Source organism: Streptomyces griseomycini (genome assembly GCF_014203535.1).
GTDB lineage: Bacteria > Actinomycetota > Actinomycetes > Streptomycetales > Streptomycetaceae > Streptomyces > Streptomyces griseomycini.
The window spans coordinates 446,090-470,984 of sequence record NZ_JACHJI010000001.1 but is presented as its reverse complement, the minus strand read 5'-3'; the positions used below and the strand labels follow the sequence as shown (position 1 = coordinate 470,984).

Sequence of the window (24,895 nt, the reverse complement as noted above, 5' to 3'; positions counted from 1 at the left end):
AACGCCGCGCACCCGGACGATGGTTCCACCGGGTGGCACACCACATATCGCGGACGGAACGGACCGGACCCACAGTGGGATCATGCGTGTCCCCAGAAGAACGCGGGGGGCGCGGAAGCGCCGTCCCCGCCGGATACCCGGAGGCAGCCCCCGCACCGCGGGCCTGCCCAGAGCCGTCGTGGTGCCGCTCGGCTGTCTGCCGGGCCTCGCCGCCGCCGTCGCCCTGGTGCTGTGCGCCCACGGCGTCGAGAAGGCCGCCGAGTCCACCGCCGGCACCGCCGCCGCGCGCACCACGCCGCCCACCCGCTCCGCGCCCCGGCCGGCCATCGTGCCGCGCTCGGTCTGGCTCGGCGACGCCGCCCGCGAACAGCCGCCCCCGCGCTACGACGACGAGGTCGTCGCCGTCTTCGTCCACCACACCGACTCGCCCAACGACTACGACTGCGCCGACGCGCCCGGCATCATCCGGGGCCTGTACCAGGGCCAGACCCTCGGCCGCGACTGGGACGACCTCGGCTACAACTTCGTCGTCGACCGCTGCGGCACCGTCTACGAGGGCCGCGCGGGCGGCGCCGACCGTCCCGTCACCGGCGCCCACGCCCAGGGCTTCAACCACCGCACCACGGGCATCGCCGCGCTCGGCACCTTCACCGAGGGCGTCTTCGTGCCGCCCGAGATGCTGCGCTCGATCGCCGCGCTGACCGCCTGGAAGCTCGGTACGTCCGGCACCGACCCGCGCGGCGACGTCCGGCTGGTCTCCAGCAACGGCGGCAGCCGGTACGCGGCGGGCACCACCGCCGTGCTGCCCGCCGTCGCGGGCCACAGCGACGGCTACATGACCAGCTGTCCGGGCGCCGCCCTGTACGCCCGCCTGCCGGACATCCGGGAACTCGCGGCCCGCCTCCAGGGCCGGGACGCGCCCCGGGAGCCCGGCCGGACCGCCGGGATCGAGGGGGCGGCCGTCCCGCCGTCCGGCGCGGCGGCCGACCGGAGGCGGGACCGGTGAGCGCGGACGGCGACGGCGGCCCGTGCCGCCGGGACCGGAGAAGCGTCTGGGCGGACGCCGTGCGCGGTTCCTGGACGGCCCTGTGCGCCGCCGCGGCCGTCGTCCTGGGCCCGGCGGCCCACACCGAGTCCACCCTCGTCCGGGCGAATGCGGCACCGCTGCACCGGGTGCTGCCCCGGGGCCGCGGCCCGGCCCACTGAGCGGACCCGGCCGGGCGGGTTCACCCCCGGAAACGCTCCCAGAGCCGGGGATAGCGTTCGGCGAGCAGGGCCTCGTTCTCGAAGTCGAGCGGGGCGCCCTCGGGTTCCGCGGGCGCCGGGGGCAGGTCCAGGTCGGGGGCCACCGCGCCGGTGAGCCGCTCGTACGCCTCGTCCGCCGCGTAGCCGAGGTCCTCGCCGTCGCCGTCGACCTCCTCGTCGAAGTCGTCCAGCAGGGCGGCGAGCGCGTCCGGGTCGTGCAGGGCGCCCTCGAAGACCTCGCGGCCCTGGCCGATCAGCCAGCACCGGAAGAAGTCGAAGGCGTCGTCGCTCGCCCCGTCCAGCAGCACCCAGGCGGCGCCCCACAGGTCCCAGTGGTAGGCGCGGTGGTAGCGGGACTCGAAGTGACGGGCGAAGTCCAGGACCGACTCCGGGTCCTTCCGCGCGAGCCGCTCCACGAGCAGGTCGGCCTGCTCCTCCGGGTCGCCCCCGGCGTCCTCCCTGGCGGTGTCCACCAGCTCCCAGAACTCCGTCTCGTCCATCACGCGTCAAGCATCGGCCCTGGGGCCCGGGGACGCACCCGGAGTGCGGGGGGAAAGGGGTGCGGGGCCGTGTCGACGCGCGGCTCCGCCGCGTGGGCGCAGAAGGGGCCCGGGGCGAAGCCCCCGGGGTCGGGAAGGGGCGGTGGGGGCGAAGAAACCCGGGCGCGCGGGGCAGTCCGCCTCACCGCCCGTACAGCTCCGCCAGCCGCGCGGCCTCCGCCGCGAACCGCTCCCGCAGACCCGCCGGCGCCAGCACCTCCACCTCCGCCCCCAGTGCCGTCAGCTGCGTGCGGGCGACCTCCTCGGACTCCACCGGCAGGGTCAGCGTCACCCACCCGTCCGCGTCCGGCCCGTCCGCCCCGGCCAGCGCCTCCCCGGCGGACAGCGCGCCCACGGCGTGCGGCAGCAGGCGCACCCCCTCCGGCGACAGCCGCACCACGACCTCGGCCCGCAGGATCGAGCGCGCGAACTGCTCGGCCCGCTCCTCCCAGAACGCGGGCAGCTCGAACCCCTCGTCGCGCGCGAAGCGCTCCTCGCCCGCGTCCACCGCCGTGAACCGGTCGATCCGGTACACCCGGAAGGCCCCGTCCCCGGCCACCCGCGCGCACAGGTACCAGACGCCCGCCTTGAGCACGAGCCCGTACGGCTCCAGCTCCCGTACGACCTCGCCCTCCCCGCGCCGGTAGCGCGTGGTGATCCGCCGGTCGTCCCACACCGCGTCCGCGACGGCCGGCAGCAGCGCGGGCGTCTCCGGCTCGCGGAACCAGTTCGGCGCGTCCAGGTGGAACCGCTGCGCCGCCGTCCGCGACGCGTCCCGCAGGGACGGCAGCAGCGCCGCCGACACCTTCAGCCGGGCCGCCGAGGCCGCGTCCTCCAGCCCCATCTCGCGCAGCGCCCCCGGCACCCCGGACAGGAACAGCGCCTCCGCCTCGCTGCGCGCCAGCCCCGTCAACCGCGTCCGGTACCCGCCGACCAGCCGGTACCCCCCGATGCGGCCCCGGTCCGCGTACACCGGCACCCCGGCCTCCGACAGGGCCTGCGCGTCCCGGGTGACCGTCCGCTCCGACACCTCCAGCTCCCGCGCCAGTTCGGCGGCGGTCATGGAGGGCCGGGACTGCAGCAGCAGCACCATCTTGATCAGTCGGGCAGCACGCATGGGCCCCATCATGCAGGAGGCCCCCGCCGCGGCGGGGGCCTCCTGGGCATCGACCGGTCCCTACAGGCCGTAGCGCTCGCGCGCCTCCTTCACGGCCGTCGCCTGGACCTCGCCGCGCCGGGCGAGCTGGGCCAGGGCCGCGACGACGATGGACTCGGCGTCGACGCCGAAGTGGCGGCGGGCCGCCTCACGGGTGTCCGACAGGCCGAAGCCGTCGGCGCCCAGCGACGTGTAGTCCTGCTCGACCCACTGCGCGATCTGGTCCGGGACCTGGCGCATGTAGTCGGAGACCGCCAGCACCGGGCCCTCGGCGCCCTGGAGCGCCTGCCGGACGAACGGCACCCGCTCCTCGCCGCGCAGCAGCGCCTCGTCCGCCTCCATGGCGTCCCGGCGCAGCTCGGTCCACGAGGTGGCGGACCAGACGTCGGCGGCCACGCCCCACTCCTCGGCGAGCATCCGCTGCGCCCGCAGCGCCCAGTGGATCGCCGTGCCGGAGCCGAGCAGCTGGATCCGCGGGGCGTTCGCCGCCGGGGTCAGGCCCGCGGACTCCGCCGTGTTGAAGCGGTACAGGCCCTTGACGATGCCCTCGTCGACGTCGGCGGCCGACGGCTTGGCGGGCTGCGGCAGCGGCTCGTTGTAGACCGTCAGGTAGTAGAAGACGTTCTGGTCCTCGCCCGGCTTGGCCTCGCCGAACATCCGGCGCAGACCCTCCTTGACGATGACGCCGATCTCGTAGGCGAACGCCGGGTCGTACGTCAGCGCCGCCGGGTTGGTCGCCGCGATGACCGGCGAGTGGCCGTCGGCGTGCTGCAGGCCCTCGCCCGTCAGCGTCGTGCGACCGGCCGTGGCGCCGACCAGGAAGCCGCGGCCGAGCTGGTCGCCGAGCTGCCACATCTGGTCGCCGGTGCGCTGCCAGCCGAACATCGAGTAGTAGATGTAGAACGGGATCATCGTCTCGCCGTGCGTCGCGTACGACGTCGAGGCGGCGATGAACTCGGCCATGGCGCCGGCCTCGGTGATCCCCTCGTTGAAGATCTGGCCGTTCTTGGCTTCCTTGTAGTACATGAGCTGGTCGCGGTCGACCGGCTCGTACGTCTGGCCCATCGGCGAGTAGATGCCGAGGGACGGGAAGAGGCTCTCCATGCCGAAGGTGCGCGCCTCGTCGGGCACGATCGGCACCCAGCGCCTGCCGGTCTCCTTGTCGCGGACCAGGTCCTTGACCAGGCGGACGAACGCCATGGTGGTGGCCACGTTCTGCGAGCCGGAGCCCTTGTCGAAGGCGGCGAACGCCTTGTCGGCGGGCTGGGGCAGCGGCGCGACCGGGTGCACGCGGCGGGCCGGGGCCGGACCGCCGAGGGCGGCGCGGCGCTCCTGGAGGTAGCGGACCTCGGGGGAGTCGGCGCCCGGGTGGCCGTAGGGGACCTGGCCGTCGACGAACTGGGAGTCCGAGATCGGCAGCTCCAGCCGGTCGCGCATCGCCTTGAACTCGTCCACCGTCAGCTTCTTCATCTGGTGGTTGGCGTTCTTCGAGGCGAAGCCCTCACCGAGGGTGTGGCCCTTGACGGTCTGCGCCAGGATCACGGTCGGCGCGCCCTTGTGGGCGAGCGCGGCCTTGTACGCGGCGTAGACCTTGCGGGACTCGTGGCCGCCGCGGGAGAGGTGGAAGCACTCGAGGATCTTGTCGTCGCTCAGCAGCTTCGCCATCTCGACGAGCGCCGGGTCCTTGCCGAAGAAGTCCTCGCGGATGTAGGCGGCGTCGCGCGTCTGGTACGTCTGCACCTGCGCGTCCGGTACCTCGCGCAGCCGGCGTACCAGCGCGCCGGTGGTGTCGAGCCGGAACAGCTCGTCCCAGGCGGTGCCCCACAGGGTCTTGATCACGTTCCAGCCGGCGCCGCGGAACTGGGCCTCCAGCTCCTGCACGATCTTGAAGTTGGCGCGGACCGGGCCGTCCAGGCGCTGCAGGTTGCAGTTGATGACGAAGGTCAGGTTGTCCAGCTGCTCGCGGGAGGCGAGGGTGAGCGCGGTCGTCGACTCGGGCTCGTCCATCTCGCCGTCGCCGAGGAACGCCCAGACGTGGGAGTCGGAGACGTCCTTGATGCCGCGGCTGGTCAGGTAGCGGTTGAAGCGCGCCTGGTAGATCGCGGAGATCGGGCCGAGGCCCATCGACACCGTCGGGAACTCCCACAGCCAGGGCAGGCGGCGCGGGTGCGGGTACGACGGCAGGCCGTTGCCGCCGGCCTCGCGGCGGAAGTTGTCCAGGTGCTGCTCGTTGATCCGGCCGTCGAGGAAGGCGCGGGCGTAGATGCCGGGGGAGGCGTGGCCCTGGATGTAGAGCTGGTCGCCGGAGCCGTCACCCTCCTTGCCGCGGAAGAAGTGGTTGAAGCCGGTCTCGTACAGCCAGGCCGCGGAGGCGAAGGTGGCGATGTGGCCGCCGACGCCGTACTTGCTGCCGCGGGTCACCATCGCGGCCGCGTTCCAGCGGTTCCACGCGGTGATCCGGGCCTCCATCGCCTCGTCGCCGTCCACGGCGGGCTCGGCGGCGGTGGGGATGGTGTTGACGTAGTCGGTCTCGAGGAGCTTCGGCAGCGCGATGCCGGCGCCCTCGGCGCGCTCCAGCGTGCGGCGCATCAGGTACGCGGCACGGTGCGGCCCGGCCGCCTTGGTGACGGCGTCCAGGGAGGCCTGCCACTCGGCGGTCTCCTCGGGGTCGCGGTCCGGGAGCTGGTCGAGCTCGCTCGGCTGGATGGCGTTGGGGTCGGTCATGTCGCCGCCTTCCTCAGTCGAAGGGGGTTCCCTCATAAGGGTTCGGGGGTGCCCTTGGTCTTTGGCAGGACAGGGCTGGGCTCATGGTGGAAGCCCGCTGGCGACTGTAACCCCCTGATCGATGATCGATCAAAGGGTTGAGGGGCAAAATCTCTTGATGACGAGGAAGTAGGCACCCGGTGCCTTCGAAAGTGGCACCGGGTGACGCGTTTTTCGTGTGTTTTCGCAGGTCGCGGCGCGTCTGAGCGGTGCGTTTGAGTGGTGCCCCGCTCACTCGTCCGCGGACACGGGCCGCTTCTCCCGGCCGCCGGGATGGCGGTGCGACCAGTTCAGGAACACCCCGCAGGACAGCAGCGACCAGCCGGACAGCACCAGGAACGGGAAGGCGTGCTGGTGCCCGGGGAAGTACACCGCCGTGTGCTGGGCGTTCACCGAGGCGCCCGGCGGCAGCCAGCGGCCGATCGCGCCCAGCACGGAGGGCAGCAGCGGCCAGGACACCGCCCCGCCCGAGGACGGGTTGCCCACCAGCACCATCAGGCCCCAGGTCGGCAGCATCGCCCAGCGGCCGATCAGCGTGTTGAACATGGTGAAGACCATGCCGCTGGTGAACATCGTCAGCGCCAGGATCAGCCACGACTCCACGAACGGCAGGTCCAGCGTCCCGAGCAGCCAGTCCACCGCCGCGGCGATCGCGAACCCGCCCAGCAGCGCGTACGCCGCCGTGAACGCGATCCGCTCCCAGGGGTTGAGCGCCCGCGCGTGCACGCTCAGCTGGATCGCCCCGACGAAACCGATGATCACGGCCGCCAGGGAGACGTAGAAGAGCGCGAGCCCGCGCGGATCGCCCGGCTGCAGGGGCTTGACGTCCCGGACGGTGACCGACACCCCGGTCTCCTCGCCGACGTCCAGCGCCGCCCGGGAGAGCACCTCGGCCACGGACGCGCCGGACGCGCCCGAGACGTCGAGGGTGACGGCCCGGCCGTCGTCGCGCACCTCGAAGACGCCGAAGACCTCCTGCTCCTCGACCGCGCGGCGGGCCTCGGCGGGACCGTCGTAGGGGTGCACCCTCACCGAGGCGTTCAGCGCCTTCTCCAGGCCGTCCAGGAAGGCCTGGCCGCGCGCCTGCTGGTACGGGCCGACCACCGCCGCGGGGATGGAGCGCGGTGTCGGATTCGCCATGGCGTACGTGTACGACCAGGCGAACAGGCCCGCGGCCGCACCGAGGATCAACAGCAGTACCGTCGCCGGCAGGAACGGCGACTCCTTGAAGCGCGTCCACCACTGCGGCATTTCGGGCATGCCGGTCAGACTAGGTCATGCGGCGGTTCAGGCGCGGGGGGCGCAACCCAGGACGTGGGCCTTCACGATCTCGGCGATGCGCGGGTCCCGGCGGCGGAACGCGGCGACCAGTTCCTCGTGCTCCTCGGCGTACGACTGCTGGACCGTGCCCAGCCAGCGGATGGACAGCGCGGTGAAGACCTCGATGCCCAGGCCCTCCCAGGTGTGCAGCAGCACCGAGTTGCCGGCCGCGCGGACCAGTTCGCGGTGGAAGGCGACCGTGTGCCGCACCTGGCCCGTGCCGTCGGCCATCCGGTCGGCCTCGTACAGGGCGGCGACGTGCGGCTCCAACGCCGAGCAGTCCTCCGCCAGCCGTCCCGCCGCCAGCTCCGCCGCGATCGCCTCCAGGCCGGCCCGGACCGGGTAGCTCTCCTCCAGGTCCGCGGCCGTCAGGTTCCGCACCCGCACGCCCTTGTTCGGCGCCGACTCGATCAGCCGCAGCGACTCCAGCTCGCGCAGCGCCTCCCGCACCGGTGTCTGGCTGACCTCCAGCTCGGTCGCGATCCGCCGCTCCACGATCCGCTCGCCCGGCTGCCAGCGTCCGCTGATGATCCCCTCGAGGATGTGCTCGCGGATCTGTTCGCGCAGCGAATGGACGACGGGCGCGGTCATGAGGGCTCCTTAGGGGCGTTTGACGCTTAGACAATAAGGCCGGTCCGCCGTGCTCGAGGGGCGCTCGGGGGCGCTTTCGCGCAGGTGAGACGAGACTTACACACCGTCCTCTCTGCGCCGGACGCGTGCATTTGTGTGATTTTCTGACCACGTGCTGCGTGTTGTGCGCTCCCAGTGGATCGCCCGTGCCGAAGATGATCGTGCAATTTCCCTTGAGCCAGACGGGACACGAGCGACGATGATGCGAGTCGAACGGCGCGGACCCCTGCGCCCCCGGGCCTTCGCCCGACGCCACGGTCTTCACCTGGGTGGCGCGATGCTCCTCGCCACCGCACTGGTCGGCGTCTCGCCGGCCGGGGTCGCGGCGGCCCCCGGCCTCGGCTGGGACGGCCCCGACCCCGGCAAGTGCGACCACGGCCAGCACCGCCTCTGCAAGGGCGAACAGGGCCCCCCTGGGCCTCCCGGCCCGCCCGGGCCTCCCGGACCCCAAGGCCCGCAGGGTCCCCGGGGCCCCGCCGGACCGCGAGGCCCCGAAGGGCCCGAAGGTCCTGCCGGGCCGCAAGGGCCCGAAGGTCCCCGGGGACCGGCCGGACCCGCCGGTCCGTGCGTGAGCATCGACAGCTACAACCGCGGCTCGCAGCAGTACACCGGCGTCGTCGACCCCGACCGGGAGATCTCGGTCGGCACGCGGAGCCTGCAGCCGAACCCGGGCGCCTACACGTGGTCGAACCTGTCGGACAACCAGAACGCCCCGACGAACGGCTGCACCGTCACGGTGAGCGAGCAGGGGAACACGCTGAACGTCCAGGTGATCACCACCACCGGCGCGGTGGTCGAGACGTTCTGCAGCGTCCCCGGGAACCAGCTCGTGTGCGCGTCCCCGTGGACGGCGGTCACCCCGCAGCCGCCGGCGTGACCCCCGCCGGCCGGCAGGGTCCCGCGCCCCCGCACGCCGGTGCCCCCACCCGGAGACTCCGGGTGGGGGCACCGGCGTGTGCGTCGAAGGCGCTTACAGGCCGAGCTCGACCTCGAACTCGCCCGCCTCCAGGATCGCCTTGACCGCCGTCAGGTAACGGGCCGCGTCGGCGCCGTCCACCAGGCGGTGGTCGTAGGAGAGGGTCAGGTAGGTCATGTCGCGGACGCCGATGACCGTGCCCTCCTCGGTCTCGATGACGGCCGGGCGCTTGACCGTGGCGCCGATGCCGAGGATCGCGACCTGGCCCGGGGGCACGATGATCGTGTCGAACAGCGCGCCGCGCGAACCGGTGTTGGAGATGGTGAAGGTCGCACCGGACAGCTCGTCCGGAGTGATCTTGTTGCCGCGGACCTTGCCCGCCAGCTCCGCCGTGGCCTTGGCGATGCCGGCGATGTTGAGACCGCCGGCGTTCTTGATGACCGGGGTCATCAGGCCCTTCTCGGAGTCCACCGCGATACCGATGTTCTCGGTGTCGAAGTAGGTGATGGTCCCCTCGGCCTCGTTGATCTTGGCGTTGATGACCGGGTGGGCCTTCAGCGCCTGGGCCGCGGCCTTGACGAAGAACGGCATCGGGGAGAGCTTGACGCCCTCGCGCGCCGCGAACGCGTCCTTGGCCCGGGCGCGCAGCTTCATCAGGCGGGTGACGTCGACCTCGACCACCGAGGACAGCTGGGCCTGCTCGTGCAGGGCCTTGACCATGTTGTCGCCGATGACCTTGCGGATCCGCGGCATCTTCACGGTCTGGCCGCGCAGCGGGGAGGCCTCCAGGACGGGGGCCTTCTTCGCGGCGGCCGGGGCGGCGGCGGCCGGAGCCGGCGCGGCGGCCGCGGCCTTCGCGGCCTCGGCGGCGGTGAGGACGTCCTGCTTGCGGATGCGGCCGCCGACGCCGGTGCCCTTGACGGTGGACAGGTCGACGCCGTTCTCGGCGGCGAGCTTGCGCACCAGCGGGGTCACGTAGGCGCCCTCGTCCGTCGGCTGGGCGGCGGCCGGAGCGGCCGGAGCGGCAGCCGGGGCGGGCGCCGGAGCCGGAGCCGGGGCGGCCTGCTGCGGGGCCGGAGCCGGGGCGGCCGGAGCAGGCGCCGGGGCCGGGGCCGGGGCGGGCGCCGGGGCCGGGGCGGCCGGGGCGGCCTGCTGCGGGGCCGGAGCCGGAGCGGCCGGGGCGGCCGGAGCGGCAGCCGGGGCGGGCGCGGGCTGCGCCGGGGCCTCGGGGGCGGCCGGGGCCGGGGCGGCGGCCGGAGCGGCACCGGCCTCGCCGATGACGGCGAGCTTGGCGCCGACCTCGGCGGTCTCGTCCTCGCCGACCACGATCTCCAGCAGGGTGCCGGAGGCGGGGGCGGGGATCTCGGTGTCGACCTTGTCCGTCGACACCTCCAGCAGCGGCTCGTCGGCCTCGACGGTGTCGCCGACCGACTTCAGCCAGCGGGTGACGGTGCCCTCGGTGACGGACTCGCCCAGCGCGGGCAGGACCACGTCCGTGCCCTGGGCGCCGCCGCCGCCGGCCGCGGCCTCGGCGGTGGGCGCCGGGGCGGGGGCGGCCTGCTCGGTGGACGGCTGGGCCTGCGGCTGGGGCTCGGGAGCCGGCGGTGCGGCCTGCTCGGCGGCCGGGGCCGGGGCGGCCGCGGGCGCGCCGGAGCCGTCGTCGATCAGGGCCAGCTCGGCGCCGACCTCGACCGTCTCGTCCTCGGCGACCTTGATGGAGGACAGCACGCCGGAGGCGGGGGCCGGGATCTCGGTGTCGACCTTGTCGGTGGAGACCTCGAGCAGCGGCTCGTCGGCCTCGACGCGCTCGCCCTCGGCCTTCAGCCAGCGGGTGACAGTGCCCTCGGTGACGCTCTCGCCGAGCGCCGGAAGGGTTACGGAAACCGCCATGGTTTCGGTTGCTCCTTTAAAAGTGCGGAAGTCTGTGTCGTCGCGCCCGGTGACCGAAGGTGTCAGTCGTGGGAGTGCAGGGGCTTGCCGGCCAGGGCCAGGTGCGCCTCGCCGAGCGCCTCGTTCTGCGTCGGGTGGGCGTGGATGAGCTGGGCCACCTCGGCCGGCAGCGCCTCCCAGTTGTAGATCAGCTGGGCCTCGCCGACCTGCTCGCCCATGCGGTCGCCGACCATGTGGACGCCGACGACGGCACCGTCCTTGACCTGGACGAGCTTGATCTCGCCCGCGGTCTTCAGGATCTTGCTCCTGCCGTTGCCCGCCAGGTTGTACTTCAGGGCGACGACCTTGTCCGCGCCGTAGATCTCCTTGGCCTTGGCCTCGGTGATGCCGACGGAGGCGACCTCCGGGTGGCAGTACGTCACCCGCGGGACACCGTCGTAGTCGATCGGGACGACCTTCAGACCGGCCAGACGCTCCGCCACCAGGATGCCCTCGGCGAAGCCGACGTGCGCGAGCTGGAGGGTCGGGACCAGGTCACCGACGGCGGAGACGGTCGGGACGTTGGTGCGCATGTACTCGTCGACCAGGACGTAGCCGCGGTCCATGGCGACCCCGGCCTCCTCGTAGCCCAGGCCCTGGGAGACCGGGCCGCGGCCGACGGCGACGAGCAGGACCTCGGCCTCGAACTCCTTGCCGTCCGCCAGGGTGACCTTCACGCCGTCCTGGGTGTACTCGGCCTTCTGGAAGAAGGTGCCCAGGTTGAACTTGATGCCGCGCTTGCGGAAGGCGCGCTCCAGCAGCTTGGAGGAGTTCTCGTCCTCGACCGGGACGAGGTGCTTCATGCCCTCGATGATCGTGACGTCCGTGCCGAAGGACTTCCACGCGGAGGCGAACTCGACGCCGATGACACCGCCGCCCAGGACGATCGCGGACTTCGGCACGCGGTCCAGGACGAGGGCGTGGTCGGAGGAGATGATGCGGTTGCCGTCGATCTCCAGGCCCGGCAGCGACTTCGGCACGGAGCCGGTCGCCAGCAGGACGTGGCGGCCCTGGATCCGCTGGCCGTTGACGTCGACGGAGGTCGGGGAGGACAGCCGGCCCTCACCCTCGATGTAGGTCACCTTGCGGGAGGCGATCAGACCCTGCAGGCCCTTGTAGAGCCCGGAGATGACGTCGTCCTTGTACTTGTGGACGGCGGGGACGTCGATGCCCTCGAAGCTGGCCTTCACGCCGAACTGCTCGCTCTCGCGGGCCTGGTCGGCGATCTCGCCCGCGTGCAGCAGGGCCTTGGTGGGGATGCATCCCCGGTGCAGGCAGGTGCCGCCGACCTTGTCCTTCTCGATCAGGGCGACGTCCAGGCCCAGCTGTGCCCCGCGCAGGGCCGCGGCGTAACCACCGCTGCCGCCGCCGAGGATCACTAGGTCGAAAACGGTGCTGGCGTCGTTCGCCACGTCACGTCCTCCATGCATGTGCGCCACGCCGGTCTCCAGTGACCGGTCGGCGGCTGGTGTGCGGCCGCTTGTTGCCTTCGGCCCTTCGGTGGGGGCCCTGTCCTGCCGAGCCCCATCTTCGCACTTGTCGAGACCGGACGAGACGCGGGGCCGGGGTGTGAGACACCCCACGTCCGGCCGGGAACGCGGCCGTGGGCGATGACGGGGCCTCGCCCTGCCCGCGGGCGCGGCCCCGTCATCGGGGGCTCAGCCCAGCTCGTCGGCCGAGGCCAGCTCCGCGAGGCGGACCAGCGTCCGCACCGCCGACCCCGTGCCGCCCTTGGGCGTGTACCCGAAGGGCCCGCCCTCGTTGAAGGCCGGACCGGCGATGTCCAGGTGCGCCCAGGTGATGCCCTCGCCGACGAACTCGCGCAGGAACAGGCCGGCGACCAGCCCGCCGCCCATCCGCTCGCCCATGTTGGCGATGTCGGCCGTGGCCGAGTCCATCCCCTTGCGCAGGTGCTCCGGCAGCGGCATCGGCCACGACGGCTCGCCGACCTGCTCGGCGGCCTCGTGCACCGCGGTGCGGAACGCGTCGTCGTTCGCCATGACCCCGAACGTGCGGCTGCCCAGCGCCAGCATCATCGCGCCGGTCAGGGTCGCGACGTCCACGATCGCGTCCGGCTTCTCCTGGGAGGCGGCCCACAGCGCGTCGGCGAGGACGAGACGGCCCTCGGCGTCGGTGTTGAGCACCTCCACGGTCTTGCCGCTGTACATGCGCAGCACGTCGCCCGGACGGGTGGCGGAACCGGAGGGCATGTTCTCGGCCAGCGCCAGCCAGCCGGTGACGTTGACCTCCAGGCCGAGGCGGGCGGCGGCGACGACCGCGGCGAACACGGCGGCGGCACCGCTCATGTCGCACTTCATCGTCTCGTTGTGGCCGGCCGGCTTCAGCGAGATGCCGCCCGAGTCGTAGGTGATGCCCTTGCCGACGAAGGCGAGGTGCTTCTTCGCCTTGGACGAGGTGTACGACAGCTTCACCAGGCGGGGGCCCGACGCCGAGCCGGAGCCGACGCCGAGGATGCCGCCGTAGCCGCCCTTGGTCAGGGCCTTCTCGTCGAGCACCTGCACCTTGATGCCGTGCTCCTTGGCGGCGGCCTGCGCGATCCCCGCGAACGCCTCGGGGTCGAGGTCGTTCGGCGGCATGTTGATCAGGTCGCGGGCGCGGTTCAGTTCCTCGCAGACGGCGGTGGCCCGCTCGATCGCGGCCTTGTACGCCTTGTCGCGGGGCTTGCCGCCGAGCAGCGCGGCCTCGGCCAGCGGCGCCTTGCCGTTCTTCTCGTCCTTGGCGCCGTTGCCGTTGCCCTTGTAGGCGTCGAAGGAGTAGGCGCCGAGCAGCACGCCCTCGGCGACCGCGCCGGCGTCGGCGGCGTCCGTCAACGGCAGGGCGAACGCGGCCTTCTTGGACCCGGCGAGGGCGCGGGCGGCCACGCCGGCGGCCTTGCGCAGGGCCTCGGCGTCGTAGGCGGCGTCCTTCTCGGGCTCGGCGCCCAGTCCCACCGCCACCACGAGCGGCGTCTTGAAGCCGGCCGGCGCGGGGAGCTTCGTCACCTCGCCCTCGGCACCGGACGCGCCGAGAGTCTCCAGGACGGCGGCGAGCCTGCCGTCGTACGCCTGGTCCAGGGCCTCGGCGCCCGGTGCGACGACCGGGCCCGAGGCCTTTGACGCAGAGCTCTTGGCGACACCGATCACGATCGCGTCGACCCGCAGGCCGGGCGCCGCGGCGGTGCTGAGAGTGAGAGCAGTCACGGTGGTGAATTCTCGCTTCCGATGTGAAGTTGCTGTGGCCGAACGGTGTGGGTCGACCGGCCCGGCAGCCGACCCTAGCGGCGGCGTGCGGGTGCGGTCTCGGCGGGGCGTTCCCCGGTGCGGCGGACCCTCGGGACGAGACTACGCGCGTACGTGCGTGCGCTCATTCCTGCGGGTGTTCACCTTCCGGTGGCGCGGCGGTCATGTTTTGGGCCCCGCCGCCGGGCCGCCGGACGGCGGCGTCCATCCTTGAGGTCCACGTGCCCGCTTCCGGGGCCGCCGCGCCGCCGCCCCTTCCTGGAGACCGCCGGTGAGACGACCGTTCCCGCTTGTCCTGCTGCTCGCCCTGCTGCTCGCGGCCTGTACGACCGCGCCCGCGCCCGACGCGGGGGCGGACGGCCCCCGCTGGCGACCCCGCCCCGGCACCGACTGGCAGTGGCAGCTCAGCGGGCGGCTCGACACCTCCGTCGACGTGCCGGTCTACGACATCGACGGCTTCGACCACTCCCGGGAGACGGTCGCGAGGCTGCACCGCGACGGCCGCAAGGTCATCTGCTACCTCTCCACCGGCGCCTGGGAGGACTTCCGTCCGGACGCGGGCGACTTCCCGGAGTCGGTGATCGGCCGCGGCAACGGCTGGGAGGGCGAGCGGTGGCTCGACGTCCGCCGCACCGACGTCCTGGAGCCGATCATGGCGGAACGCCTCGACATGTGCCGCGACAAGGGCTTCGACGCGGTCGAGCCGGACAACATGGACGGCTACCGCAACCGCACCGGATTCCCGCTCACCGCGCGCGACCAGCTCGTCTACAACCGGCTCATCGCCCGGCTCGCCCACGAGCGCGGACTGGCCGTCGGCCTGAAGAACGACCTCGACCAGATCCCGCAGCTGGTCGGCGACTTCGACTTCGCGGTCAACGAACAGTGCGCCCAGTACGGCGAGTGCGCGCGGCTGACGCCGTTCGTCGAGGCGGACAAGGCCGTCTTCCACGCCGAGTACGAACTGCCCACCGACCGCTTCTGCGCCGAGTCCCGGCGGCTGGGGCTGAGTTCGCTGCTGAAGGAGTACGAACTGGGGGCCTGGCGCCGGGCCTGCTGAGCCCGGAACCGGTCACCCCGACGGCGCACCACGCCGCGTTGGGCCGATCGGGTGGGTGCCCGGGGCGGTCGGCCGTATGCGCGACGCCCTTCTCCGGGGACCCGTCCCGAGCCCGTGGCGAGGAGCGGGGCAGCGGCGGACAAGAGCACAGCGGGCTCGTCCGACGCGGAGGCGCATGAGGACGAGTACGAGTTGCCGCCCCGGCGGTCGTGGGCGTGGCGAGCGGCGCGGGCACGGCGGTCGTCGCGGTCCTCACCCGGGGACGACGGCCCGGGACCGGTCCCGAGGCGGTCGCCTCAGCCCAGTGAGGACACGACGAGCGCGGTCGTCGCCGCCGTCTCCGCGAGCCCGCCGAACACGTCACCGGTGACCCCGCCGAAGCGACGGACGCAGTGCCGCAGCAGGAGTTCGGCGACGGCGACGGCCAGCACCACCGCGAGGACGGCGCGGACGGCGTCGTACCCCCCGAGGAGCGCGCCCCCGGCCGCGGCCGCCCCGGTCACCGCGAGGGCGACCGGCACCGCGCCCGCCACCGGCACCGCCCCCGCGACCGCCGCGCCCAGCCCCTCCGGACGGGCGGGCGGCACCCCCGTGCGGGCGGCCAGGGTGAGGGCGAGGCGGGCCACGGCCGCCGCGACGACGGCGGCGAGCGCGCCCCGGGCCCAGGAGTCGCCGTACGCCTGCGCCAGCGCGGCCACCTGGGCCAGCAGGACGAGGACGAGCGTGAGCACCCCGAACGGCCCGATGTCCGACTGCTTCATGATCCGCAACGCGTCCTCGGCGGGCTTGGCGCTGCCGAGCCCGTCCGCGGTGTCGGCGAGCCCGTCGAGGTGCAGCCCCCGGGTCAGGGCGGCCGGTACGGCGACCGTGGCGACGGCGGCGAGCGGCGCGCCCGCGCCGAGGGACAGCAGCAGCAGTCCGACGGCGGCGGCCGCGGCGCCGACCACCAGTCCGGCCAGCGGGGCGCACAGCATCCCGGCGCGCGCGGCCGGGCGGTCCCAGCGGGTCACCCGGACCGGGAGCACGGTGAGGGTGCCGAAGGCGAAGCGGAGGCCGTCGGCGGGGGAGGCGGGGGAGACCGGGGAGGGCACGGGCACCGGCGCAGACTACCCGGCGGTCACCGGGGCACCTCCGGCGGCGGTGGTTAAAGTTCACATATGGGACAGCTGTGGGAGCGGAACATCGTCGAGCCGGGCAAACTGCCGCTGCTCCTCGCCCTCGCCGCCTTCGTCCTCACCTTCGTGATCACCCGGGTCATCACCCGCCTGATCCGGGCCGGCAAGGGCCCCTTCGGCAACATCTCGGCCGGTGGCGTGCACGTCCACCACGTGGTGCCCGGCGTCGTCCTCACGGTCGCCGGCGGCTTCGGCGTGGTGGCGGCGGCCGGGCGGCACGGCTTCGGCGCGGCGCTCGGCGCGATCGTCTTCGGCGTCGGCGCGGGCCTCGTCCTGGACGAGTTCGCCCTGATCCTGCACCTCGACGACGTCTACTGGACCGAGGCCGGCCGCAAGAGCGTCGAGATGGTCGTCCTCACCGCCGCCCTGGTCGGCCTGCTGCTGGCCGGTTTCGTGCCGTTCGGCGTCAACGACCTCTCCGAGGAGGAGCTCCAGAACCGCGCGGGCGTCGCCGCGAGCGTCGGCGTGAACTTCCTCTTCTCGCTGATCGCGCTGAGCAAGGGCAAGGCGCGGACCGCGGTGTTCGGCCTGATCGTGCCCGTCGTCGCCGTCATCGGCTCCCTGCGCCTGGCCCGCCCCGGCTCTCTGTGGGCCAGGCGCTTCTACCGGCGCCGGCCCCGCGCGCGGGCCCGGGCGATCCTGCGCGCCTACCGCCACGACCGCCGCTGGTCCGGCCCCCGCCGCGCCGTCCAGGACTGGATCGGCGGCAAACCGGACCCGAAGCCGACCCGCCCGCTGGAACCCCGCTGACCCGTCCGGCCGGACGGCCGGGCCGAGCCGTCGGGCCCGTCGGCTCAGTCCTGGTCCCGCCCCGGCTCCTCCGGCGTCGGCTCCTCCGACTCCTTCGGGTGCTCCGGGAGCTCCGCCGCCAGGGCGGCGGCCGCCTGGACCAGGGGCAGGGCCAGCAGGCCGCCGGTGCCCTCCCCGACGGTGACGCCGTGGGAGACGAGGGGCTCCAGGGCCATCCGGTCCAGGGCCTTCGCCTGGGCCGGCTCACCGCTGTCGTGCGCGGCCAGCCACCAGTCCGGCGCCCGGAACGCGACCCGCTGGCCCACCAGCGCGCACGCCGCCGCCACCACCCCGTCGAGCACGACCGGCAGCTTGCGCACCGCGGCCTGGAGCAGGAACCCCGTCATCGCGGTGAGATCGGCGCCGCCCACCGTGGCCAGCAGCTGCAACTGGTCGCCGAGCACGGGCCGCGCCCGGCGCAGCGCGTCACGGATCGCCGCGCACTTGCGCATCCACGCCAGGTCGTCGATCGCCAGCCCGCCGCGCCCGGTCACCACGGACGCGTCCGTCCCGCACAGCGCGGCCACCAGCACGCCCGCCGCGGTGGTCCCGCCCACGCTCAGGTCGCCGAGCACCACCAGGTCCGTACCGGAGTCGGCCTCCTCGTCGGCCACGGCCATCCCGGCCCGGAACGCCGCCTCGGCCTCCTCGGGGCTCAGCGCGTCCTCGACGTCGATGCGCCCGCTGCCGCGCCGCACCCGGTGCCGCACGACGTCCTCGGGCAGTGACTCGGGAGCGCAGTCCAGGGCCATGTCGACCACCCGCACCGGCACCCCGAGCCGCCGGGCCAGCACGGACACCGGACGGCCGCCCTCCAGCACCTCCCGCACCAGGTCCACGGCGCTGCCCGCGGCCCGCGCCGAGACACCCAGCTCGGCGATCTTGTGATCACCGGCGAAGAGCACCACCCGCGGCCGCTCGACCGGCCGCACCGGCACCGCGGACTGCGCCGCGGCCAGCCACTCACCCAGGTCGTCGAGGCGGCCCAGCGATCCGGGCGGCACGACCTGGCGCTCCCGGCGCGCCTCCGCGTCGCGGCGCACCCCGCCGTCCGGACGCTCGATCAGATCGGTGAAGTCGTCGAGATTAAGCGAGCTCATTCGCCGAACAGTACCGGCCCGGATCGAACACGGCGGCGCACCGGCCGCCCCCGCGCCCGGGGCTCCGCCCGCACCACGCCACCACCGCGTCGATGCGCTCCGGGGAGTCGTCCCCTACGTAACGTTTTGCAGTGGATTGCCGTGCCGTACGCCCTCTCGCCGGGAGCCGCCCATGTCCGCACCCACCCCGTCCGCCGCGCACGCCTCGGCCGCGGCGGGCCCCGTTCCCCACGGCTCCGCCCGGGTGCACGAGCCGCGCCGCGAGGACTGCCCCTGGTGCGGCTCCACGCGGCTGCGCAACCGGCTGCGCACCGGTGATCTGCGCCGGCACCGGCCGGGCCTGTTCACCGTCGACGCATGCCGGGACTGCGGCCACACCTTCCAGAACCCCCGCCTCACCGCCGAGGGCCTCGCCTTCCACCGGCGGACCGTGCGCGGAGCCCCCCGGGACCCCGCCACCGAGCGCGTCCTCGCCCTGCACGCCGCCCCGCAGCGCCACCGCGGCGCCGCCCGCGCGATGCTGCGCTTCGGCGAACCGGAGAGCTGGCTGGACGTCGGCACCGGACTCGCCCGCTTCCCGCTGGCCGCGCGGGAGTTCTTCCCGTACACCTCCTTCGACGGCACCGACCTCACCGCGCGCGTCGAACGGGCCCGCGCGCTCGGCCGCGTCGAGGAGGCCCACGTCGGGTCGCTGACGGACCCGCGGGTCGCCGCCCGGCTGGCCGCCCGCTACGACGTGGTCAGCCTGCTGCACCACCTGGAACACACCACCGACCCCCGCGCGGAGCTCCACGCGGCCCTCGACGCCCTGCGCCCCGGCGGCCACCTGCTCATCGAGACCCTGGACCCGCGCTGCGCGTTCGCCGCCCTGTTCGGCCGCTGGTGGCTGCCCTACGACCAGCCCCGCCGCCTGCACCTGCTGCCCCCGCGCAACCTCCGCGCGGAACTGGGGGCCCGCGGCTGCGCGATCGTCGCCGCGGGGCACCGCGCCGCGCACGTCCCGCACGACCTGGCCGGGGTGGCCGCCCTGGCCCTCTCCCACGCCCTGCCCGCCCCGGACGCCCCCTGGCGCGCCGTCCCGCCGACCCCGTTCCAGCGGCACCTGCGCACGGTCCTGCTGCGCGCGGGCACCCCGCTGGTGGTCGCCGCGGCGCTGGCGGACCTCGCCCTCGCGCCCGTGGTGCGCCACACCCCGTTCGCCAACGCCTACCGGATCATCGCGCGCAAGCCGAAGCCGGCGAGACGCTGACCGGGCCCGGCCCGCTCGCCCCCGCCCCCGCAGGACGCCCGGCCCCCTCACCCCCGCAGGACGACCGCCTGCCCCGCCACCACCAGCAGCACCTGCTCGCACTCCTGCGCGAACGCCGCGTTCAGCCGCCCGAGTTCGTCCCGGTACCGGCGGCCGGACGCGGTGGCGGGCACGATGCCCGAGCCCACCTCGTTGGAGACGGCGACCACCGTCCGCCGGGTCCCGCGCACCGCCCGGGTCAGCTCCCGCACCCGGTCCCGCAGGGCCCGCTCCCCGCCGTTCGCCCACTCCGCGTCGTCCCACGCCCCCACGGCGTCCATCGCGTCCGTCAGCCACAGCGACAGGCAGTCCACGAGCAGCGGCGGCCCGTCGTCCTTCAGCAGCGGCACCAGGTCGCAGGTCTCCACGGTCCGCCACGACCCCGGCCGCCGCTCCTGGTGCGCCGACACCCGCGCCGCCCACTCGGTGTCCCCGTTGCGCGAACCGCCGGTCGCCGCGTACAGCACCTCGGGGAAGGACTCCAGCCGCCGTTCGGCCTCCACCGACTTGCCCGAGCGCGCCCCGCCGAGCACCAGCGTCCGCCGGGGCACGTCGGGCACGTCCTCGTAGGCGCCCACCTCCAGCACGGTCCCGTCCGGCACGGTGCGCGCCCCGGCCGCCGCGAGCCGGCGCCGCAGCTCCGCGCCCGGCGGCACGTCGTGGTCCAGGTGGACGGCGACGACGTCCGTGGCCGGCCCCACCGCGCCGACCGCCCGCAGCCGCGCCAGCGCGTCCGGGCGCCCCACGACGTCCAGCAGCACCATGGCGTACGGCTCGGCCGGCTCCTCCAGGCCGGCCGGCGCACCGCCCGGCGGCAGGTACAGCAGCCGCTGCCCGTCCGGACCGGTGACCGCGTACCCGGTGCCGGGCGCGTCCAGCGCCACCGCGCGCACCCGATGGCCCGTCAGCAGGGCCAACTCCCGTCCGTCCGGCACCCGTCCGGGCTGCGGCAGACCGGCCGGCACCTCGAGGGCGGGGCCGTCGTGCGGGTGCGACAGCAGCACCTGGCGCACGCCGCCCAGCGCGTGCCCCGCGCGGGCCGCCGCGAACGCCAGGCCGGGCATGAGGTCCAGCAGCAGCGCCCCGTCCACCAGCAGCGCGGTGGCCGCCCGCGCGTCCGGACCGAGCGAGGACGCGCACGCGGCGCAGGGACAGTCGGGGCGGGGCAGTCCCGCGGGGGCGCCGGTGCCGAGCAGAGTCAGTTCCACGCCCCGATTTTCGCCCGTCCCCACGGCGGCTGCCCGTCCGACTAGGCTCTTGGACAGGAGCCGGACCGGGATCCGGCTTCCGCTGTGCAGGGTGCTCACACCTTTGGGAGGCGTACATGGCGGCATGGACGTGGCGGTTCGAGAAGGCCGACGGGACGCAGGTCGAGCCCGCGGTGCCGCCGGAGGAGTTCCCCACGCAGGGGGACGCCGAGTCCTGGATCGGGGAGAACTGGAAGGACCTGCTGGAGGGGGGCGCCGATCAGGTGCGGCTGCTGGAGGACACCACGGAGATCTACGGACCGATGAGCCTCCACGCCGAGCAGGCGTGAGCCCACGGGCGGGGGCCGACCGGGCCCTCGCCCACCGTGGTCCCGCCTCCCGGGGGGTTCAGCCCCGTACGCCGCACAGGTGCAGCAGCGCCGCCACCCCGCGGTAGGGGTCCGTGCGGCCGGCCCGTTCCTCGGCCGCGAGGAGCGCCTCCAGGTCGCCCGGGACGTCCGTGCCGTCGACCGCCGTGTCCGTGAAGACCCGCACGCCGTACCAGGTGTGCAGCGGCGCCCCGATCCCCGCGAGCGTCGCCGTCAGCGTCTTCAGCCGGTCGGCGCGGACATCCAGGCCGAGGCGGTTCTGGCAGGCCACCGTCTCGAAGCCGGCCAGCGCCCCGGCCCAGTCGCCGGACAGGCCCGGTCGCATGGCCAGCGCGTCGCCGTTGCGCACCAGCAGCGACAGCAGCCCGCCGGGCGCGAGCACCCGGGCCAGCCCCGCCAGGAGCGCGTCCGGCTCCTCGACGTACATGAGCACGCCGTGGCACAGCACCACGTCGAAGCTGCCCGGCAGGAAGTGCACCCCGGTGTCCCGGCCGTCGCCCTCGATGATCCGCATCCGTTCCCGGATGCCCTCCGGTTCCCCGGCCAGGGCCTCCCGCGCGGTGGCGATCATCGTCGCGTCCCGTTCGAGACCGGTCACCTGGTGGCCGGCCCGGGCCAGCCGCAGTGCCTGCGCGCCCCGGCCCATGCCGACGTCGAGCACGCGCAGCCGCCGGCCGACCGGGAAGCGCCCGACTATCTGCTCCTCCAGCTGGCGGGCCACCAGCTCCTGCCGGACGACGTCCCGCAGCCCACCGGGCCTGTCCGGCCGGGCCTGCGCGGCGCCGTCGGCGAACGGCGTGGTGCTCAGGGCCGCTCCCCGCGCTTGACCTGGGGCTTGGGCAGCCGCAGCCGGCGCATCTGGAGCGAGCGCATCAGCGCGTAGGCGACCGCGCCGCGGCGGTTGTCGTCCGGGAAGCGCTCGGCCAGCTGCTTCTTCAGCCGGAAGCCGGTGACGATCGAGTCCAGCACGATCATCACGATCACCACGAGCCACAGCAGCAATGAGGCGTTCTGCAGGGCGGGCACCTGGACCATGCTCATCACGAGGATGATCACGGCCATCGGCAGGAAGTACTCGGCGATGTTGAACCGCGAGTCGACGAAGTCACGCGCGAACCGGCGCACCGGCCCCTTGTCGCGGGCGGGCAGGTAGCGCTCGTCGCCGCTGGCCAGTGCCTGGCGCTGGCGCTCCAGCGCGGCACGGCGCTCCTCACGCTGCCGCTTGGCGGCCTCCTTGCGCGTCATCGACGTGTTGGCCACGCTGCGACGCTGGGACTGGGCCACGCTGCGCTTGGGCGTGGGGCGGCCCTTGGGGGCCTCCGGGTGACGGGGCTGCTTGGAGTCGGTCACCGTCGCCTTGGTGGCGACCGATGCCTTCTCTTCCTTGGCACGGCTACGGAACACAAAACCCAAGGGTACGGGGTGCCCGGGGTTGGACCCCAGCCCCGGGGGGAACGATCCGGCAACACCGGTCGTCTTCAGGAGGACAGAGGAGACGTTTCCAGAAGGACCAGGGGACGTGGTGTGATCTCCGGGCCGGCAGGCCGGCCGCCCCCGGGGACCACCTACTCCTTACGCCGGATCGGGAGGGTGGTCATTCGTCCTTGGGGATGAGCACATCCGTCCCCGAACAGTGCGGTAATGGAAGCAGGGCCCGTACTGTGGGTTCTGTCGCAGAGCTGTGAGCCGGAGTCCGTCAGAAGGGGGCGCGCGAAGCCCATGAGCGGTGTCATGAAGCGTATGGGGATGATCTTCCGCGCGAAGGCGAACAAGGCCCTTGACCGGGCCGAGGACCCGCGCGAGACCCTCGATTACTCGTATCAGAAGCAGCTGGAGCTGCTCCAGAAGGTCCGCCGCGGTGTCGCCGACGTGGCGACCAGCCGCAAGCGCCTGGAACTCCAGCTCAACCAGCTCCAGTCCCAGTCGTCCAAGCTGGAGGACCAGGGCCGCAAGGCGCTCGCGCTGGGCCGCGAGGACCTGGCCCGCGAGGCGCTCTCCCGTCGCGCCGCCCTCCAGCAGCAGGTGACCGACCTGGAGACACAGCACGCGACGCTCCAGGGCGAGGAGGAGAAGCTCACCCTCGCGGCCCAGCGGCTCCAGGCCAAGGTGGACGCCTTCCGCACGAAGAAGGAGACCATCAAGGCCACCTACACCGCCGCCCAGGCGCAGACCCGGATCGGCGAGGCCTTCTCCGGCATCTCCGAGGAGATGGGCGACGTCGGGCTGGCGATCCAGCGGGCCGAGGACAAGACCGCCCAGCTCCAGGCGCGGGCCGGCGCGATCGACGAACTGCTCGCCTCCGGCGCCCTGGACGACCCCTCCGGCATGCACAAGGACGACATCCAGGCCGAGCTGGACCGGCTCTCCGGTGGTACGGATGTAGAGCTGGAACTGCAGCGCATGAAGGCCGAGCTGGCCGGGGGCACCACCGGCGGGCAGCAGGCCATCGAGGGCGGCACCGGCCAGGCCCAGGACCAGGCGCAGTCCCAGCAGCAGCCGCAGGACGCCCCGCGCTTCGACAAGCAGTGACCACGACGGCGGCAGGGGCCCACGCCTAGGAGGGCGACGTGATCGTACGGATCATGGGGGAGGGGCAGGTGACGCTGGCCGAGAGCCGGCTCGCCGAGCTGGACCGGCTGGACGAGGAACTGCTCGCCGAGATGGAGAACGGCGACGGGCCGGGCTTCCGCGCGACCCTCCAGGCGCTGCTGGCCAAGGTGCGCGAACTCGGCGAGCCGCTGCCGGACGACTCCCTGGAGCCCTCCGACCTCATCCTCCCGTCCCCGGACGCCACCCTGGACGAGGTCAGGGAACTGCTCAGCGACGACGGTCTGATCCCGGGAGCGTGAGCCCCGGGACGGTCCGCCCCCGCACAGGCGGTCCGGCACCGGCCCCCGTCCCGGGCGCCGCGACGACACCGTACGGTGAACAGCCGTGAGCACCCTGACACGCGCCCGGTGCCGCCTGCGGGCCCACCCCTTCGCCTTGGACGCGGCCCTGGCCGCGGGCGTCCTGGTGTGCATGGTGGCCGGATCCTTCGTCGAGCCGCACGGACCGGACGGCGTCACCTGGGGCGTGCGCACCCCCGACCCGTTCAGCCTGGTCCTCATGGCCCTCGGCGCCGCCGCGCTCGTCTTCCGGCGCCGCGCTCCCCGCACCGTGCTCGCCCTCGCCGGCGGCGTCTCCGTGGTGGAGTCCGTCACCGGCGACCCCCGCGCCCCCGTCGCCATGTGCGCCGTGATCGCGCTCTACACCGTCGCCTCGGCCACCGACCGCCCCACCACCTGGCGCATCGGCCTGCTCACCATGACGGTCCTCACCGGCACCGCCATGGCCGCCGGCCCCCTGCCCTGGTACGCCCAGGAGAACCTGGCGATCTTCGCCTGGACCGGCATCGGCGCCACCGCCGGGGACGCCGTCCGCAGCCGCCGCGCCTTCGTCCGGGCCATCCGCGAGCGCGCCGAGCGGGCCGAGCGCACCCGCGAGGAGGAGGCCCGCCGCCGCGTCGCCGAGGAGCGGCTGCGCATCGCCCGCGACCTGCACGACGTGGTCGCCCACCACATCGCCCTGGTCAACGTCCAGGCCGGGGTCGCCGCCCACGTCATGGACAAGCGGCCCGACCAGGCCAAGGAGGCCTTGGCCCACGTCCGCGAGGCCAGCCGCTCCGCGCTGAACGAACTGCGGGCCACCGTCGGCCTGCTGCGCCAGTCCGGCGATCCCGAGGCGCCCACCGAGCCGGCGCCCGGCCTGGACCGCCTCGACGAACTCGTCGGCACCTTCCGCAGCGCCGGACTGCGCGTCGAGGTCGCCCGGGCCGACCAGGGCACCACCCTGCCCGCCGCCGTCGACCTGGCCGCCTACCGGGTCATCCAGGAGGCCCTCACCAACGTGCAGAAGCACGCCGGCAACAACGCGAAGGCGGAGGTCAGCGTCGTCCGCGTGGGACCCCACATCGAGATCACCGTCCTCGACGACGGCACCGGCGACCACCAGGACCACGTTCCCGGCGGACCCGGCGGCGGGCACGGACTGCTCGGCATGCGCGAGCGCGTCACCGCCCTGCGCGGCACCCTCACCACCGGTCCCCGCTACGGCGGCGGTTTCCGCGTCCATGCGATCCTGCCCGTCAAGAGCCGTACGTCCGCCGCCCAGGACGGCCCGTGACGGCGG

Annotated in this window: 23 protein-coding genes; 10 read left to right on the top strand and 13 right to left on the bottom strand. The window is 74.0% G+C overall.

The annotated features are described in order from the left end of the window. Positions 1-181 precede the first annotated feature (181 nt). Together FHS37_RS02150 and FHS37_RS02145 are read left to right on the top strand one after the other, a co-directional pair. On the top strand, positions 182-1,006 hold the full coding sequence (locus FHS37_RS02150; protein ID WP_229889728.1) for a peptidoglycan recognition protein family protein: 825 nt from the start codon (positions 182-184) through the stop codon (positions 1,004-1,006). Then, the gene (locus tag FHS37_RS02145) at positions 1,003-1,206 is read left to right on the top strand and encodes a hypothetical protein (protein ID WP_184817267.1); all 204 of its coding nucleotides are present in this window, start codon (positions 1,003-1,005) and stop codon (positions 1,204-1,206) included. Before FHS37_RS02150 ends, FHS37_RS02145 begins: the two co-directional genes overlap by 4 nt. 20 nt (positions 1,207-1,226) lie before the next feature. Here FHS37_RS02145 and FHS37_RS02140 read toward each other — a convergent pair whose 3' ends face one another. From FHS37_RS02140 to FHS37_RS02120, 5 genes are all read right to left on the bottom strand, one after another. Next, a complete protein-coding gene (locus tag FHS37_RS02140) occupies positions 1,227-1,745 on the bottom strand; it encodes a DUF4240 domain-containing protein (RefSeq protein ID WP_184817692.1) in 519 nt (172 codons plus the stop codon). 181 nt (positions 1,746-1,926) lie between these two features. Beyond that, positions 1,927-2,901, bottom strand: coding sequence for a helix-turn-helix transcriptional regulator (locus tag FHS37_RS02135; RefSeq protein WP_184817266.1), 975 nt, complete (start codon positions 2,899-2,901; stop codon positions 1,927-1,929). A 60-nt stretch (positions 2,902-2,961) separates the two neighbouring features. Further along, entirely contained in the window at positions 2,962-5,664 is a 2,703-nt protein-coding gene (aceE, locus tag FHS37_RS02130) for a pyruvate dehydrogenase (acetyl-transferring), homodimeric type (RefSeq protein ID WP_184817265.1), read from the bottom strand. Positions 5,665-5,934: 270 nt separating this feature from the next. Beyond that, positions 5,935-6,963, bottom strand: coding sequence for an ABC-2 transporter permease (locus FHS37_RS02125; RefSeq protein ID WP_184817264.1), 1,029 nt, complete (start codon positions 6,961-6,963; stop codon positions 5,935-5,937). A 27-nt stretch (positions 6,964-6,990) separates the two neighbouring features. Beyond that, positions 6,991-7,614, bottom strand: a complete 624-nt coding sequence (locus FHS37_RS02120; RefSeq protein WP_184817263.1) for a GntR family transcriptional regulator — start codon at positions 7,612-7,614, stop codon at positions 6,991-6,993. Positions 7,615-8,221: 607 nt separating this feature from the next. Between FHS37_RS02120 and FHS37_RS38775 the strand changes: the two genes are divergently transcribed. Continuing rightward, the gene (locus FHS37_RS38775; RefSeq protein ID WP_221499167.1) at positions 8,222-8,530 is read left to right on the top strand and encodes a hypothetical protein; all 309 of its coding nucleotides are present in this window, start codon (positions 8,222-8,224) and stop codon (positions 8,528-8,530) included. 93 nt (positions 8,531-8,623) lie between these two features. Here the strand turns inward: FHS37_RS38775 and sucB are convergent, their stop codons facing one another. The 3 genes from sucB to FHS37_RS02100 form a co-directional block, all read right to left on the bottom strand. Continuing rightward, positions 8,624-10,459 (bottom strand): 2-oxoglutarate dehydrogenase, E2 component, dihydrolipoamide succinyltransferase, encoded by a 1,836-nt coding sequence (gene sucB / locus FHS37_RS02110; protein ID WP_184817261.1) that lies wholly within the window; start codon positions 10,457-10,459, stop codon positions 8,624-8,626. Positions 10,460-10,521: 62 nt separating this feature from the next. Further along, on the bottom strand, positions 10,522-11,910 hold the full coding sequence (gene lpdA, locus FHS37_RS02105; protein WP_184817260.1) for a dihydrolipoyl dehydrogenase: 1,389 nt from the start codon (positions 11,908-11,910) through the stop codon (positions 10,522-10,524). A 246-nt stretch (positions 11,911-12,156) separates the two neighbouring features. Next, positions 12,157-13,698 (bottom strand): leucyl aminopeptidase, encoded by a 1,542-nt coding sequence (locus FHS37_RS02100; protein WP_184817259.1) that lies wholly within the window; start codon positions 13,696-13,698, stop codon positions 12,157-12,159. Positions 13,699-14,008: 310 nt separating this feature from the next. On the opposite strand from FHS37_RS02100, the gene FHS37_RS02095 reads away from it, so the two are divergent. After that, positions 14,009-14,797 carry an endo alpha-1,4 polygalactosaminidase gene (locus FHS37_RS02095; protein WP_184817258.1) on the top strand — a complete coding sequence of 263 codons (789 nt, stop codon included), beginning with the start codon at positions 14,009-14,011 and terminating at the stop codon, positions 14,795-14,797. A gap of 296 nt (positions 14,798-15,093) precedes the next feature. Here FHS37_RS02095 and FHS37_RS02090 read toward each other — a convergent pair whose 3' ends face one another. Beyond that, a complete protein-coding gene (locus tag FHS37_RS02090) occupies positions 15,094-15,894 on the bottom strand; it encodes an adenosylcobinamide-GDP ribazoletransferase (protein ID WP_184817257.1) in 801 nt (266 codons plus the stop codon). Between the two features lie 60 nt (positions 15,895-15,954). On the opposite strand from FHS37_RS02090, the gene FHS37_RS02085 reads away from it, so the two are divergent. Further along, on the top strand, positions 15,955-16,722 hold the full coding sequence (locus FHS37_RS02085) for a hypothetical protein (RefSeq protein WP_184817256.1): 768 nt from the start codon (positions 15,955-15,957) through the stop codon (positions 16,720-16,722). 44 nt (positions 16,723-16,766) lie between these two features. Here the strand turns inward: FHS37_RS02085 and cobT are convergent, their stop codons facing one another. Beyond that, positions 16,767-17,861, bottom strand: coding sequence for a nicotinate-nucleotide--dimethylbenzimidazole phosphoribosyltransferase (gene cobT / locus FHS37_RS02080; RefSeq protein WP_184817255.1), 1,095 nt, complete (start codon positions 17,859-17,861; stop codon positions 16,767-16,769). Between the two features lie 172 nt (positions 17,862-18,033). On the opposite strand from cobT, the gene FHS37_RS02075 reads away from it, so the two are divergent. Then, entirely contained in the window at positions 18,034-19,110 is a 1,077-nt protein-coding gene (locus tag FHS37_RS02075) for a methyltransferase domain-containing protein (RefSeq protein ID WP_184817254.1), read from the top strand. Between the two features lie 47 nt (positions 19,111-19,157). Here the strand turns inward: FHS37_RS02075 and FHS37_RS02070 are convergent, their stop codons facing one another. Then, a complete protein-coding gene (locus FHS37_RS02070; RefSeq protein ID WP_184817253.1) occupies positions 19,158-20,357 on the bottom strand; it encodes a bifunctional adenosylcobinamide kinase/adenosylcobinamide-phosphate guanylyltransferase in 1,200 nt (399 codons plus the stop codon). 116 nt (positions 20,358-20,473) lie between these two features. Here FHS37_RS02070 and FHS37_RS02065 point away from each other — a divergent pair, with 116 nt between their 5' ends. Further along, positions 20,474-20,686, top strand: a complete 213-nt coding sequence (locus tag FHS37_RS02065; RefSeq protein WP_184817252.1) for a hypothetical protein — start codon at positions 20,474-20,476, stop codon at positions 20,684-20,686. Positions 20,687-20,744: 58 nt separating this feature from the next. Here FHS37_RS02065 and FHS37_RS02060 read toward each other — a convergent pair whose 3' ends face one another. Beyond that, positions 20,745-21,446: a class I SAM-dependent methyltransferase gene (locus FHS37_RS02060; RefSeq protein WP_184817251.1), complete on the bottom strand. Its 702-nt coding sequence runs from the start codon at positions 21,444-21,446 to the stop codon at positions 20,745-20,747. An 83-nt stretch (positions 21,447-21,529) separates the two neighbouring features. Beyond that, positions 21,530-22,207 carry a DUF3043 domain-containing protein gene (locus tag FHS37_RS02055; RefSeq protein ID WP_184817691.1) on the bottom strand — a complete coding sequence of 226 codons (678 nt, stop codon included), beginning with the start codon at positions 22,205-22,207 and terminating at the stop codon, positions 21,530-21,532. Positions 22,208-22,366: 159 nt separating this feature from the next. On the opposite strand from FHS37_RS02055, the gene FHS37_RS02050 reads away from it, so the two are divergent. The 3 genes from FHS37_RS02050 (at position 22,367) to FHS37_RS02040 (ending at position 24,889) form a co-directional block, all read left to right on the top strand. Continuing rightward, positions 22,367-23,254, top strand: a complete 888-nt coding sequence (locus FHS37_RS02050; protein ID WP_373304188.1) for a PspA/IM30 family protein — start codon at positions 22,367-22,369, stop codon at positions 23,252-23,254. Between the two features lie 38 nt (positions 23,255-23,292). Then, positions 23,293-23,574 carry a PspA-associated protein PspAA gene (pspAA, locus tag FHS37_RS02045; protein WP_184817250.1) on the top strand — a complete coding sequence of 94 codons (282 nt, stop codon included), beginning with the start codon at positions 23,293-23,295 and terminating at the stop codon, positions 23,572-23,574. Positions 23,575-23,659: 85 nt separating this feature from the next. Further along, the gene (locus FHS37_RS02040; protein ID WP_184817249.1) at positions 23,660-24,889 is read left to right on the top strand and encodes a sensor histidine kinase; all 1,230 of its coding nucleotides are present in this window, start codon (positions 23,660-23,662) and stop codon (positions 24,887-24,889) included. The last annotated feature ends 6 nt before the right edge of the window (positions 24,890-24,895 follow it).

What these genes read in the sequence shown, in the direction of transcription:
- FHS37_RS02140 (WP_184817692.1), bottom strand. Translation starts at nt 1,745, where the DNA reads ATGGACGAGACGGAGTTCTGGGAGCTGGTGGACACCGCCAGGGAGGAC.
- FHS37_RS02135 (WP_184817266.1), bottom strand. Translation starts at nt 2,901, where the DNA reads ATGCGTGCTGCCCGACTGATCAAGATGGTGCTGCTGCTGCAGTCCCGG.
- aceE (WP_184817265.1), bottom strand. Translation starts at nt 5,664, where the DNA reads ATGACCGACCCCAACGCCATCCAGCCGAGCGAGCTCGACCAGCTCCCG.
- FHS37_RS02125 (WP_184817264.1), bottom strand. Translation starts at nt 6,963, where the DNA reads ATGCCCGAAATGCCGCAGTGGTGGACGCGCTTCAAGGAGTCGCCGTTC.
- FHS37_RS02120 (WP_184817263.1), bottom strand. Translation starts at nt 7,614, where the DNA reads ATGACCGCGCCCGTCGTCCATTCGCTGCGCGAACAGATCCGCGAGCAC.
- sucB (WP_184817261.1), bottom strand. Translation starts at nt 10,459, where the DNA reads ATGGCGGTTTCCGTAACCCTTCCGGCGCTCGGCGAGAGCGTCACCGAG.
- FHS37_RS02085 (WP_184817256.1), top strand. Translation starts at nt 15,955, where the DNA reads ATGGGACAGCTGTGGGAGCGGAACATCGTCGAGCCGGGCAAACTGCCG.
- cobT (WP_184817255.1), bottom strand. Translation starts at nt 17,861, where the DNA reads ATGAGCTCGCTTAATCTCGACGACTTCACCGATCTGATCGAGCGTCCG.
- FHS37_RS02075 (WP_184817254.1), top strand. Translation starts at nt 18,034, where the DNA reads ATGTCCGCACCCACCCCGTCCGCCGCGCACGCCTCGGCCGCGGCGGGC.
- FHS37_RS02065 (WP_184817252.1), top strand. Translation starts at nt 20,474, where the DNA reads ATGGCGGCATGGACGTGGCGGTTCGAGAAGGCCGACGGGACGCAGGTC.
- FHS37_RS02050 (WP_373304188.1), top strand. Translation starts at nt 22,367, where the DNA reads ATGGAAGCAGGGCCCGTACTGTGGGTTCTGTCGCAGAGCTGTGAGCCG.